This window comes from Mycobacterium europaeum (assembly GCF_002102155.1).
In the GTDB taxonomy this organism is placed as follows: domain Bacteria; phylum Actinomycetota; class Actinomycetes; order Mycobacteriales; family Mycobacteriaceae; genus Mycobacterium; species Mycobacterium europaeum.
Map to the genome: position 1 here is coordinate 26,190 of NZ_LQOU01000045.1, position 13,005 is coordinate 39,194.

Sequence of the window (13,005 nt, forward strand, 5' to 3'; positions counted from 1 at the left end):
TTACCAAAGGCTCACGGCTCAGGTGCCCAGCGGCCGCTCCCCGATGACCCGTTCGGACCGCAGGCTCGCCACCTCGTCGGCGGACAGGCCCAGATCGCGCAGGATTTCGTCGTTGTGCTGACCCAGCGTCGGCGGGGCGGCGCGGTGGTGGCGGACCGGTCCGGGGGTGATGCGAAACGGCCAGCCCGGGTAGCGGTGCGGGCCGGTGATCGGATGAGTGAACTCCTCGTAGTAGCCGCGCACGTCAAGCTGGCCCCCGATCAGGTCACCGTCGTACATCCGGTCGCCGGTGATCACCCGTTCGGCCGGGATACCTTGCTCCTGAAGGGATTTCACGACCGCCGCCGCGGCCTGGGCGCGGGTCCACCCGGTGACGAGCTCGTCGAACGTGTCGTGGTCGAGCCGTCCGTCGTCGGGCAGCGACACCGCGACCCAGACGCCCTCCTCGGCGGTCGGGTAGACGCCTTGCAGGTAGCCGCGCTGCCGGTTGCCCTCTCGCGGGCGCACGGCGCCGGTCATCGAATACTCGATCACCGGTTCTGCGGCCACGCAGGCGGCAACCTCGATCTGCGCGATCTCGATCAGCTGGCCCTCCCCCGTGCGGCGCCGGTGCTCGAGGGCGGCCAGCAGCGCCACCCCCGCGTGCACGCCGACGATCGGATCGGCGGGGCCCTGTGGGTTGCACGGCGGACCGTCGGGGTAGCCGGTGACCGCCGACATCCCCGAGGTCTGCTCGAAGTTCAGCGCCCAGCCGACGTAGTCGCGCCACGGACCCTGCAGGCCGTATCCGGGCATGCGCACGGCGATCACGTCGGGGTTCAGCGCCGCCAGCGCGTCGTAGTCCAGGCCGAACTGCTCGACCACCCGCGGCGAGAAGTTCTCCACCACCACGTCGGCCGCCGCGGCCAGCCGCCGGGCGATGTCGACGCCACGCTCCGAGGTCAGGTCGAGGGTGAGGTCGCGCTTGTTGAGGTTGGTGCCCTGCCAGATGGGGCTGCGTTCGTACCAGTCGTCGCCCTCGTAGGCGAAGGCGCCGGAGTAGCGGTGCCCGTCCGGCCGCTGGATCGACTCGACCTTGACGATGTCGGCGCCGAACGCGCCCAGGTAGCAGGTCAGGTAGGCCCCGGCCCAGAACGTGGTCAGGTCGAGGACCTTGAGACCGGAGAACGGCTGCGGCCCAGTTGTGTTGAGTGATCGGGCGGCGGTGGCCCACCGCCCGGGGCGCGCGCCCAGGCGCGGCGCCGGGCGGGGTTGCGGCACTGGGGTTTTCGAGAAGCGGAACGCCGGCCCGGGGCGACGAAACGACCAGCCGGGGCCGCCGGCTTGCACGAAAAACCCGCGCTCGGCGTACTGCGGACATTCCAACACGGTGGCCCCGTCGTTGACCGGAGCGGCCGGAATGCGCAGCGCCTGGCCGAGTTCCACGATCTCGGCGACGGTCTGCCGGGCGAGCAGGGGCTCCGCCTTGCCGAAGAACTCGTCGCGCTCCGGACCGCCCAGCATGATGGCGATCTGCCGCTCGCCGTACTCGGGCAGGCCGAGCATCGCGCACACGTCCAGCCAGTGCTGGCCCGTCAGGCAGTTGATGCCCACCCAGCCGTCGGCGGCGCGGACAACTCCCAGCATGGGGGCCGAGCGCAGGTTCGCCGGCAGGCCAAGGTTTTTCATGCGCTGTGCCATCAGCATCGGGTAGGGCAGCGTCGACAACAGCGCCTCCACTTGGGAGACGTCGACCTCTCGGACCCGGCCGGCCGGTGGCAGTCGCAGCGCGGTCAGCGCGCCCAACGCGCCGTAACCGCCCGCGACGTACTCGGAGATCCGCGCGCCGACCTGTACCGGCGGCCGGTCCGGGTCCCGGTTGCTGACCCAGCCCGACGCCGCCTGCACGGTCAGGGGGGTGGCGCGCCGGTGCTGCCAGGGCCCGCACTGACCGAACCCGGAGATGCGCAGCAGCACCAGGTTCGGGCTCAGCCGGCCCAAGTCGTCGGGTCCGAGGCCCCAGCCCTCCAGCGTTCCAGGGGTGAAGTCCTCGACGAGCAGGTGCGCCCCCGCGATGAGGCCACGTGCTTCCGCCAGGCCGTCCGGTCGGGTCAGATCGACTGTCGCGCCGCGCTTTCCGGCGTTGAGGTAGTGAAACAGGCCGGACCGCTCCGGGTCGGGGACCCCGCCGGGAAACGGGCCCCACCGGCGCAGCGGATCCCCGGCGGGCGGCTCGATCTTGGTGACCTCGGCGCCGAGGTCGACGAAAAGCTTTGCGGCGTAGCAACCTGAGATCTCGCTGGCGAGTTCGACGACGTGGAGCCCATCGAGGGGTCCCGTCATGCCGGGATCCCGATGGCCTTCACCTCCATGTACTGGTGCAGCCCGCTGACTCCGCCGCTCTCGCGACCGAACCCGCTCAGCTTGAAGCCGCCGAACGGCGCATCGCCCGGCCCGATGCCGTTGACGGCGACCTGGCCCGTGCGCATCCGCCGGGCGATCGCGAGGGCCCGGTCCACGTCGGTGCCCCAGACGGCGCCGGAGAGCCCGTAGCACGAGTTGTTGGCGATCGCGACGGCGTCCTCGTCGTCGCGGTAGCGCAACACCGAGAGCACCGGCCCGAACACTTCTTCCTGTGCGATCGTCGAATCCGGTTGCACGCCGGTGAGAATCGTCGGTTCGAAGTAGTAGCCGACATCCAACCCGGCGGGGCGGCCGCCGCCGGTGGCCAGCTTCGCGCCGTCGCGGACGGCGCCGTCGACGTGCGCCTGCACGCGCTCGCGTTGCGCCGCGCTGATGAGCGGGCCCATCTGGACCGTCGGGTCCGTGGGGTCGCCGACCTTGACGTCGCGGGCCAGCGCGACGAGCCGGTCGACGACGTCGTCGTGCAACGAATCGGGCAGCAGCAACCGGCTGTGCAGGATGCAGGCCTGCCCGGCATGCAACGAGCAGCAATCGAACAGCATCTGCCGCAGCATCTCGTCGGTCACCCGCGTGTCGTCGAGGATGATGCTCGCCGACTTCCCGCCGCACTCCAGCAACAGCCGCTTCATGGCGTCGCCGGCGGCCCGCATGACCTCGCAACCGACGGCGGAGCTGCCGGTGAAGCTGATCATGTCGATGCGCGGATCCGTCGTGAGCAGTTTGGCGGCCTCGAGGCCCGACGGCGTGACGACATTGACCACTCCCGGGGGGATGTCGGTCTCCTCGTCGATGATGCGCGCGAGCGCGAGCCCGGCGAACGGCGTCAGCGGTGAGGGCTTGAGCACGACGGTGTTGCCGGCGGCCAGCGCGTTGTTCACCTTCATGACGTTGAGGCAGTGCGGGAAGTTCCACGGCGTCAGGATCGATACGACACCGAGCGGCTCGCGGCGCAGCAACGTCGTTCCCGCGCCGATCCCGGTGACCGGCTCGTCGACCAGCTGCGTGGCGAGCTGGGCGGCGTGCATGGACATGTAGCCGGCGCCGTCGATCTGCATCATGCGCTCGTTGGTCACGCAGCCCCATTCGACCTGGGACAGCGCGAAGATCTCGTCGGCGTGCTTGAGCAGGGCCTCACCGAGCTGGTTGAGGCAGCCGGCCCGCTCGTCGGGGCCCATGCGCCCCCACGGCCCGGCGTCGAAGGCCGCCCGCGCGGCGCCGATCGCCGCGCCGACCTGGGTGACGCTCGCGTCGGGCGCGGTGCCGATGGACTGCTCGGTGGCCGGGTTGATGTCGTCGTAGCGACCGTCCTCCGGCTCGACCCATCTGCCATCGATATAGAGCTGATAGGTGTCGACAAGAGATCGCGGAGTGTGCAGCTCGGTCATGCGCTTCCTCACCCGAACGTCGGTCATCTAACCACTTGGTGTACACCCATGCCCCCGTACCGTCAATCATCAACCTCTCGAATTGCGCGGTATTTACCGCGCTTCGCGGCGGTATTGACACGGGTGGGCGACGCGGGGTAGACACAAGGCCGCAAGACACATCGCGTCAATGTGTCGGATCGTCTGGTCAGGGAGGCCGCCGTGCGGACCACTTTTCCCGCTTCTCTGTTGCACTCCCCCGACTTCTACGCCGGCGATCCGTACCCGGCGTACCGCGAGCTGCGCGCGACGGCGCCGGTCTGCTGGAACGACGTCACCAATTTCTGGGCGCTGTCGAAGTACGAGGACATCCGCTTCGTGTCGACCAACCCGGCCACCTTCACCTCGACCCGCGGCATCACCATCCCCGATCCGCAGATGGGCAACGCGGTGCAGGAGGGCAACCTCATCTTCACCGACCCGCCGCGGCACCGACAGTTGCGCAAGCTGATCAACTCGGGGTTCACCCGGCGGCGTGTTGCCCTGCTGGAGCCCAAGATCCGCGAGATCGTGCGGGGCATCCTCGATGGCGTCCAACCGGATTCCGTGCACGAGTTCGCCGATGAGGTCGCCGCCCCGCTGCCCACCCGGATGATCGCCGAGCTGATCGGCGCCCCGGCGGACGACTGGGAGCAGTTCCGGGCGTGGTCGGACGCGGCCACCGGGACGGCCGACCCGGAGATCGAGTTGGACCCGGTGGTCGCCATGGGTCAGCTGTACGAGTACTTCCAGAAGTTGATCGCCGCCAGGCGCGTGGACGCGCGAGACGACCTGCTGTCGGTGCTGGCCGGCGCGGAGATCGACGGTGTCCGCCTGACCGATGAGGACCTGCTCAATTTCGCCTACCTGCTGCTGGTGGCCGGCAACGAAACCACCCGCAACCTGATCGCGCTGGGCACGCTGGCGCTGATCGCCCATCCCGACCAGTGCCGCCTGCTGGCCGACGATCCGGCGCTGATCCCGGGCGCGGTCGAGGAAATGCTGCGCTGGACCAGCCCGGTGGTGCACATGGCGCGCACCGCGACGACCGACGTCGAGATCCGCGGCCAGCGGATCGCCGAGGGCGACGTCGTGGTGATGCTCTACGGCTCCGCCAACCGGGACGAGGAGATCTTCGGCCCCGACTCCGAGGAGTTCAAGGTGACCCGGCACCCGAATCCGCACATCGCGTTCGGGTGCGGCGAACATTCCTGTGTCGGTGCGCAATTGGCCCGGTTGGAGGCGTGCGTGATGTTCGACGAGCTGCTGCGCCGCTTCCCCAGGCTCGAGCTGGTGGGCGCGGTGGACCGGATGCGGGCCACCATGGTGCCCGGGGTCAAGCGCATGCCGGTGCGGCTGGGGGCCTGATGGATCTGGAGTACTCGCCCGAGCAGCAGCGGCTGCGCGCCGAGATCCGCGCCGCGCTGGAGCAGGTGATGACGCCCGAACGCACCCTCGCGCTCGACGCACGCATGGAGGGCGGCCCGGAAGTGCGCGAGTGCGTACGGGCGCTGGCCGCGGCCGACCTGCTGGGCGTCGGCTGGCCCAAAGAATATGGGGGACGCGGGTTCTCGGCGATCGAGCAGTTCATCTTCTCCGAAGAGGCACAGCGGGTGAATGCACCGATCCCGCTGGTGACGCTGAACACGGTCGGGCCAACCCTGATGCAGTGCGGCACCGAGGAACAGAAGCGGCAGTTTCTGCCCGCGATCCTGGACGGCAGCGTCGAATTCGCGATCGGCTACTCCGAGCCCGAAGCGGGTAGCGATCTGGCGTCCCTGCGCACCACCGCGGTCCGCGACGGTGACGAGTACGTGATCAACGGGCAGAAGATGTTCACCAGCGGCGCCGCCTACGCCGACTACATCTGGCTGGCCGCCCGCACCGATCCGAATGCCAAGAAACACAAGGGCATTTCCATCTTGATCGTGCCCACCTCGTCGCCCGGGTTCTCCTGGCAGCCGCTGCACACCATGCCCGGCATCTCCACCTTCTACACGTTCTACGACGACGTGCGGGTCCCGGCCAGCGCGCTGGTGGGCGGCGAGAACCAGGGCTGGCAGCTGATCACCACCCAGCTGAACTTCGAGCGCGCCGCCCTGGGCAACCTCGGCGCGCTCGAGCCGCTGTTCGAGAAGACCCTGGAGTGGGCCGCCACCACCGAGCTCGACGGCGGCCGCGTCATCGACCAGCCGTGGGTGCAGCTCGCCCTGGCGAGGGTCGAAGCCCAGGTAGCGGCGTATAAATTGGTCAACCTGCGGGTGAACGCGGCGATGACGAAGGGCATCCTCAACATGGGGGAAGCCTCCGCCGCGAAGGTGTTCGGCACCGAACTGACCCAGCAGGTCGCCCGCCAGCTGCTGGAAGTGCTCGACCACAACGGGGTTCGCCGGGGCACTGATGCACCGCTACGCGGCGCGCTGGAAACCGCGTATCGATGGGCCGTCATCAACACGTTCGGTGGCGGCGCCAACGAGATTCAGCGTGACATCATCGCCATGGCGGGATTGGGCATGCCGCGCGCTCCCCGTGACCTACGCGCCACCGCACAATAGGAGGACAGTCGTCAGTGACCGACTCAGAAACCGTCAGCACCAAGGTGAAAGCCCTCGTCGGCCAGCCCACCGGCGGCACCGGAAAGCCCTCGCTGGCCCCGGATCCGGTCAACCAGCCGATGATCCGGCACTGGGCCTACGCGATGGCCGACATGAACCCGGTCTACCTCGACCCGGAGTTCGCCGAGAAATCGCGGTTCGGCGGCATCGTCTCGCCGCCGGTGATGCTGCAGACCTGGACCATGCCGTCGCCGATCCTGGAGGGCATCGGCGAGCGTGGTGGCGCGCCGGTCGTGATCGAAAGCAACCCAACGGCGTTCCTCGACGAGGCCGGCTACACCAGTACCGTGGCGACCAACTCGGAGTTCGAGATCGAGCGCTACCCGCGCCTGGGTGACGTCATCAGCGCGACGACGGTGTACGAATCGGTCTCCGACGAAAAGAAGACGGCGCTGGGCACCGGCTTCTTCCTGACCTGGCTGACCACCTACACCGACCAGAACGGTGAAGTCCTGGGACGGCAGCGATTCCGCGTGCTGCGATTCAGGCCGGCGCGCTGATGGCCACCCGACTGGCGCCGGCCATCACCGCCGACACCGAATTCTTCTGGAACGGGTTGCGGGAGAACAAGCTCCTGATCCAGCGCTGCGGCGGATGCGGCCGGCTGCGCCACCCACCCCGCCCGATGTGCCCGCACTGCCGCTCCCTGGACTGGGACACCGTCGAGTCGTCGGGCCGCGGCACCGTCTACAGCTACGTGATGCCGCACGAACCGAAGTTTCCGTTCTTCGAATATCCCTACGTCGTCGTGCTGGTGGAGCTCGAGGAGGGCGTGCGGCTGGTGTCGAATCTGACCGGCATCGACCCGGCGGACGTCACAACGGGAATGCCGGTCGAGGTCTACTTCCAGAGCTTCGACGACGGCCTGGTGCTGCATCAGTTCCGGCCGGCCGGCTAGGCGAGCGACATGGACTTCACGTTCACCCCGGAGCAGGAGACCATCTCCAAGCTCGCCCGCGACCTCTTCGAGCGCCGGGCGACACCCGAACATCTGGCCGAGTTGGAAGCCGGTGACGTTCGCTTCGACGACGCGCTCTGGCAGGAGCTGGCCGCGGCCGACCTGTTGGGCACCGCGCTGCCGGAGTCCGTCGGCGGTAACGGCGGTGGCTTCGTCGAGCTCGGGGTGCTGCTGGCCGAGGTGGGCTGGGCCGTCGCGCCCGCACCCGCGTACGCGACGCTGGTGCTGGGGGCCGACCCGATCGCCCGGCACGGCAATTCCGAACAGCGGCAACGATTCCTGCCGGGGGTCGTGGCGGGGAACCGCATCCTGACCGCGGGGCTGGCCGAGCCGGGTCGCTCCGACGCGACGCCAGTCGCCACCACCGCGCGGCGCGATGGCGGCGACTGGCGGCTCGACGGCGCCAAGGAGCTGGTTCCGGCCGCCCAGATCGCCGACACGGTGCTGATCCCGGCGTCGATTCAGGACGGGCAGGTCGGCCTGTTCCTGGTGGCGGCCGACGCCCACGGCGTCGATCTCCGGCCGGTGCCGACCACCAACCGCGAACCGCACGCCGACGTATACCTCGACGGCGCAACGGTATCCGACGCCGACCGGCTGGTCGGCGCGGGCCTGCTCGAGTCGCTGCGCACCCGCGCGCTGGTCGGCCTGTGCGCGGTCCAGCTCGGCGTCGCGGAGCGGGCCCTGCGGATCGCGGCCGAATACACCACGGGCCGCGAGCAATTCGGCCGGCCCATCGGCAGCTTCCAGGCCGTCCAGCAACGCCTGGCCGATGCGTTCATCGACGTCGAGGCGATTCGGTGGACCACCTGGCACGCGGCGTGGATGGTCGCGCACGGGCGCCCCGTACCCGAGGCCGACCGCGCCGCCCGCATCGCGAAGTTCTGGGCCGCCGACGCCGGCGCGCGGGTCGCCGCGACCGCCCAGCACGTCCACGGCGGCATCGGTATCGACATCACCTATCCCCTGCACCGCTACTTCTTGTGGGCCAAGCACAACGAGCTGGCACTCGGCCCTGCCGCGGCGCAGCTGGCCCACCTTGGCGCAACGTATGGCGCAACGTATTCGGAAGGACTCCCATGACGACCACCGCGAGCCGTACCACCACCCTGCGCTGGGCGGACATCTCCGTCGGCGACGAGGTCACCCCGCTCGAAATACCCATCACCACAACGATGATCGTCGCCGGGGCGATCGCCACCCGCGACTTCATGCCCGTGCACCATGACCGCGACTACGCCAACAAGCAGGGCTCGCCCAACCTGTTCATGAACATCCTGACCACCAACGGTTACTGCGTGCGGTTCCTCACCGACTGGGCCGGGCCCGAAGCGATGGTCAAGAACCTGTCGATCCGCCTCGGCGTGCCGTGCTTTCCGGACGACCCGTTGCGCTTCACCGGCAGCGTCACCGGGAAGACCGAGGGCGTCGGGGGTGAGAACTTCGTCGAGGTGACGTTCAAGGGCGCCAACAGCCTGGGCGACCACGTCTCGGGCACGGCGATCCTCAGCCTGCTCGACGGGACGCGCGCATGAGCGGCTCGCTGCCCGGCGCCGCCGCCATCGTCGGGATCGGCCAGACCGAGTTCTCCAAGGAATCCGGCCGCAGCGAACTGCAATTGGCGTGCGAAGCGGTGAGCGCCGCGCTCGACGACGCGGGCCTGGCGCCCGGCGACGTCGACGGCATGGTCACCTTCACCATGGATTCCAGCGACGAGATCGAGATCGCGCGCAACGTGGGCATCGGCGACCTGAGCTTCTTCTCCCGCGTGCACCACGGTGGCGGCGCCGCCGCCGGCACCGTCGTGCACGCCGCGATGGCCGTCGCGACCGGGGTCGCCGACGTGGTGGTGTGCTGGCGCGCCTTCAACGAACGGTCCGGCATGCGGTTTGGCGGCAGCGGACGCACCGACCTGGGGACCCCGCTGTTCATGGCGCACTACGCGCCGTTCGGGCTGCTCACCCCCGCGGCGTGGGTGGCGATGCACGCACAGCGCTACATGTCCACCTTTCGCGTGACCAACGAAGACTTCGGTCGGATCGCCGTCGTGGACCGCGCGCACGCCGCGAAGAATCCCGATGCCTGGTTCTACCAGCGCCCGATCACGCTGGACGACCACCAGAATTCGCGCTGGATCGTCGAACCGGTGCTGCGCCTGCTGGATTGCTGCCAGGAGAGCGACGGCGGGGTCGCGCTCGTGGTCACCAGTGCGGAACGCGCCCGCGACCTACGGCAGCCGCCGGCGATCATCACCGCGGCCGCCCAGGGCGCGGCCGCCAACGGCGAGATGATGACCAGCTACTACCGCGACGACATCACCGGCCTGCCCGAGATGGGCGTGGTCGCCGAAAGGCTGTGGCGCGACTCGGGCCTCAAGCCGCAGGACATCCAAACCGCCTTCATCTACGACCATTTCACGCCGTTCGTGTTCACCCAGCTCGAGGAACTCGGCTTCTGCGGACGGGGCGAGGCGAAGGACTTCGCCACGGTCGAGCGGCTCTCGCTGGGTGGGGAATTCCCGATCAACACCAACGGCGGGCTGCTCGGCGAGGCCTACATCCACGGCATGAACGGCATCACCGAGGGGGTGCGCCAGGTGCGCGGCACGTCGTACAACCAGGTCGACAACGTCGAACACGTCCTGGTCACGTCGGGCACCGGGGTGCCCACCAGCGGGCTGATCCTGGCGCCGGCCGACTGAAGGGGACCCTCATGCCCAAGCTCGCGCTGCTGACCGCCCACGGCGGGCCGATCGAGCTGGCCGAATTCCCGTTGTGCACCCCGGCGCCCGGAACGGCGGCGCTGCGGCTGCGGATGGCCGGCATCTGCGGATCCGACCTGCACATCTTCCGCGGCGAGCTGCCGTTGCCGTGCCCGTTCGCCATGGGCCACGAAATGGTCGGCGAGATAGCCGAACTCGGCGAGGGCCTGACCATCGACGCGACCGGCAAGCCACTCGCCGTCGGCGATCGCGTGGTGACGCCGTACTTTTGGTTCTGCGGTCAATGTCACGCCTGCGCGCGCGGCCGCTCCTATGCGTGCCAGAACCTGATGGCCGGCGAATACCGGACGCACGACCGGGAGCCGCACTTCGTCGCGGCCTATGGGGAGTACTACTACACCAGCCGGCGGCAACCGCTGTACAAGGTGCCCGAGGACCTGCCCGACGCGGCGGTCGCGCCGCTGAATTGCGCGCTGGCGCAGGTGCTGTTCGCGCTGCGCGACGTGCGACTGGGCGACACGGTCGTCATACAGGGCGCGGGTGGACTGGGCATCAACGCCGCGGCCGTGGCCCGCACCGCGGGGGCCGCGGAGGTGATCGTCATCGACAAGATCGCCGAACGGCTCGACGTCGCGGCCGATTTCGGCGCCACGCAGTGCATCGACGCGAGCGACCTGTCGACCGCGGAAGTCACCGAACAGGTCCGCGCGCGCACCGACGGCATCGGCGCCGACTGGGTGCTCGAGGTCGTCGGCGTGCCGGGCGTCATTCCCGAGGGAATCGGCTTCCTCAACAACGGCGGAACGCTCCTCGAGGTCGGCAACGTCGGCATGGGACGAACCTTCGAGCTGGATCCGAGCGTCCTGGTCTACGGCAACAAATCCGTGCGCGGCGTCATGTTCTACGAGCCCGTCACGCTGGCGATCGGCCTGAGTTTCCTGCAGCACACCGATTTTCCGTTCGACCGGTTGATGCCCGAACCGTTCCACCTGGCCGACGTCAACGCCGCTTTCGCGTCCGCCGATGCCGGGTTGGTGCCGCGGGGTGCGTTGGTGCCGTGACGACGCAAGCCGCCGCCCAGGCCATCGACACCCGCGAGCTGATCGTGGAATCCGCGTACGCCTGCTTCCGCAAGCAGGGGCTGCAGAAGGCCACCATCGTCGACATCGCCAGGACCGCCGGGGTGTCGCGCAGCACCATCTACGAGTACTTCGGCGACAAGGCCGCCATCATCGAAGCCTGTGCCGAACACGCTTCCGAACGGTTCTACCGCGAGATGTCCACAGCCATGGCGCGGGGCGGCTCCCTTGAGGAAAAGCTGAGCCAGGCGGCCGTTTTCGTGACCCAGGCCCGGCGATCCATCGCATCCGAGAAGTACTTCGACGAGGATGCGATCAGTCTGCTGCTGACCAAGGATGCCGCCGTCCTGCTGCGCGAGTGCGTCGACTTCTTCGCGCCCTACCTGTCGGCCGCCAGGCTCACCGGGGAGGTACGCAAGGACCTCGACGTCCAGACCGCCGGCGAATGGTTCGCGCGCATCCTGTTCTCGCTCTTCAGCACGCCGTCCTCGACGCTGGACATGGACGACCCCGAGGCGGTGGCCGAGTTCGTGCGCGCCTACGCGGTACGCGGGTTCGCCGGCGAACGCGCACGGTCCAGGCGCGCCCCCTGAGTCGCCCCGATCGGCCCGGTGCGACCGTTACCATCCTGGGTGTGCGACGCATGCTGGCGCTCACCGCGGTCGTGGTGGCCACGACATCGATGCTGTTGGGCTGCGGCAGATCCGACGAGAAACGGGCGGCGTCGCAGGCGGTCGTGATCGTCTCCGGCGGGGATGCGACGAGCCCGTTCACCACACCCGACCAGGCGTGCTCGACCGGGTTGGCGGCGGGCAACACCGACACCGCGATCCGCGAGTACCTGCTCAAGCAGGGCTACAAGGTGTTCACCTCACCGGCGATGGCCGGCCGCGGGCAGGTGACCGACCAGACCGGTTTCGGCCCGTTCGGGGTGTGCCCGATCACGCTGCCGGAGAACATGACCGTGAACTCCACCGGGAGCATCGACACCGCAGGCGAACACCTGGCGCGGTTCCTGACGTACCTGCACACCGACAAGGGCATCGACGACGTCGACCTGGTCGGCCACTCGATGGGGGGCCTGTACGCGCGCGCGGCGATCCGGGTGCTGACCACGACGAACTCCCCGATCCGCGTCCGCTCGCTCACCACGATCGGCACGCCGTGGCAGGGCTCCTACCTGTCGGACTACGCCAACGACGCCCTGCCGCTGACCGACTGCGCGGGCGACCAGTTCTGCGAAAACGCGATGAAGGGCTTCAAAACCGACGTGCTGCGGCTGGTGTCGGGCTCGGGCCGCGAGGTGAACCAGGCCTACCTGATGGGCAAGGACGGGTGGAACCAGTTTCAGGCCGGCGTGCTGGACAAGATCCCGGTGGTGTTGATCGGGGGCAAGAAGTTCACCAAGGCCGGGCAGGTCAACCCCATGGTGTGGCCCAACGACGGCATCGTGGCGTTGCGCAGCGCGCTGGCGGTCGATCTCGCCGATTCCGTGCTGCCGCACCGGCGCTGCTACGCCTTCGACGACACGCACAGCATCTTCGTCTCCAACCAGGCCGGGCTGGACTGGAAGACGGCGCTCACCTGGGATCCGCAGGTCTTCGACGCGCTGCACTCCGCCCTCGAGGGCACGCCGAAGGCGCTTGACGGCGCGAACCGTGAGGGCTGCCCCGGGTGACGCCGAGGTCAGGCATCTCGTCGACGACCGCGCTGCCAGCCTAGTTGTCGAGCGGAGGTGGTTGTGGTTGGAAGGGTTCGTACCACCACCAGTCGGCGCGTTCGCCGGTGGGTCCGGGGCATGGCGGGACGGCGGGCGGGGGAAGGG

13 protein-coding genes are annotated in these 13,005 nt (G+C 69.0%); 10 read left to right on the forward strand and 3 right to left on the reverse strand.

Annotated elements, in window-relative coordinates:
* Positions 1-18 precede the first annotated feature (18 nt).
* Both AWC03_RS20875 and AWC03_RS20880 read right to left on the reverse strand, forming a co-directional pair.
* Complete coding sequence (locus AWC03_RS20875) at positions 19-2,322, reverse strand: CaiB/BaiF CoA transferase family protein (RefSeq protein ID WP_085242620.1); 2,304 nt, start codon at positions 2,320-2,322, stop codon at positions 19-21.
* Positions 2,319-3,788 (reverse strand): aldehyde dehydrogenase family protein, encoded by a 1,470-nt coding sequence (locus AWC03_RS20880; protein ID WP_085242634.1) that lies wholly within the window; start codon positions 3,786-3,788, stop codon positions 2,319-2,321. The genes AWC03_RS20875 and AWC03_RS20880 overlap by 4 nt, the downstream gene beginning before the upstream one ends.
* A 201-nt stretch (positions 3,789-3,989) precedes the next feature.
* Here AWC03_RS20880 and AWC03_RS20885 point away from each other — a divergent pair, with 201 nt between their 5' ends.
* The 10 genes from AWC03_RS20885 to AWC03_RS20930 are packed head-to-tail and all read left to right on the forward strand — an operon-like array spanning position 3,990 to position 12,858.
* The gene (locus AWC03_RS20885; RefSeq protein WP_085242621.1) at positions 3,990-5,174 is read left to right on the forward strand and encodes a cytochrome P450; all 1,185 of its coding nucleotides are present in this window, start codon (positions 3,990-3,992) and stop codon (positions 5,172-5,174) included.
* Positions 5,174-6,361: an acyl-CoA dehydrogenase family protein gene (locus AWC03_RS20890; protein WP_085242622.1), complete on the forward strand. Its 1,188-nt coding sequence runs from the start codon at positions 5,174-5,176 to the stop codon at positions 6,359-6,361. Before AWC03_RS20885 ends, AWC03_RS20890 begins: the two co-directional genes overlap by 1 nt.
* A gap of 14 nt (positions 6,362-6,375) precedes the next feature.
* Complete coding sequence (locus AWC03_RS20895) at positions 6,376-6,921, forward strand: FAS1-like dehydratase domain-containing protein (protein ID WP_085242623.1); 546 nt, start codon at positions 6,376-6,378, stop codon at positions 6,919-6,921.
* Positions 6,921-7,319, forward strand: coding sequence for a Zn-ribbon domain-containing OB-fold protein (locus AWC03_RS20900; RefSeq protein WP_085242624.1), 399 nt, complete (start codon positions 6,921-6,923; stop codon positions 7,317-7,319). Before AWC03_RS20895 ends, AWC03_RS20900 begins: the two co-directional genes overlap by 1 nt.
* Positions 7,320-7,328: 9 nt before the next feature.
* Positions 7,329-8,462: an acyl-CoA dehydrogenase family protein gene (locus AWC03_RS20905; protein WP_085242625.1), complete on the forward strand. Its 1,134-nt coding sequence runs from the start codon at positions 7,329-7,331 to the stop codon at positions 8,460-8,462.
* A complete protein-coding gene (locus AWC03_RS20910; protein ID WP_085242626.1) occupies positions 8,459-8,914 on the forward strand; it encodes a MaoC family dehydratase in 456 nt (151 codons plus the stop codon). The genes AWC03_RS20905 and AWC03_RS20910 overlap by 4 nt, the downstream gene beginning before the upstream one ends.
* Positions 8,911-10,080, forward strand: coding sequence for a lipid-transfer protein (locus AWC03_RS20915; RefSeq protein WP_085242627.1), 1,170 nt, complete (start codon positions 8,911-8,913; stop codon positions 10,078-10,080). Before AWC03_RS20910 ends, AWC03_RS20915 begins: the two co-directional genes overlap by 4 nt.
* 11 nt (positions 10,081-10,091) lie before the next feature.
* Positions 10,092-11,162 carry a zinc-binding dehydrogenase gene (locus AWC03_RS20920; RefSeq protein WP_085242628.1) on the forward strand — a complete coding sequence of 357 codons (1,071 nt, stop codon included), beginning with the start codon at positions 10,092-10,094 and terminating at the stop codon, positions 11,160-11,162.
* The gene (locus tag AWC03_RS20925; RefSeq protein ID WP_085242629.1) at positions 11,159-11,773 is read left to right on the forward strand and encodes a TetR/AcrR family transcriptional regulator; all 615 of its coding nucleotides are present in this window, start codon (positions 11,159-11,161) and stop codon (positions 11,771-11,773) included. Before AWC03_RS20920 ends, AWC03_RS20925 begins: the two co-directional genes overlap by 4 nt.
* A 50-nt stretch (positions 11,774-11,823) precedes the next feature.
* A complete protein-coding gene (locus AWC03_RS20930; protein WP_141659221.1) occupies positions 11,824-12,858 on the forward strand; it encodes an alpha/beta fold hydrolase in 1,035 nt (344 codons plus the stop codon).
* A gap of 40 nt (positions 12,859-12,898) precedes the next feature.
* Here the strand turns inward: AWC03_RS20930 and AWC03_RS27955 are convergent.
* On the reverse strand, positions 12,899-13,005 hold a 107-nt coding region (locus tag AWC03_RS27955), incomplete at its 5' end, for a hypothetical protein (protein ID WP_249025925.1).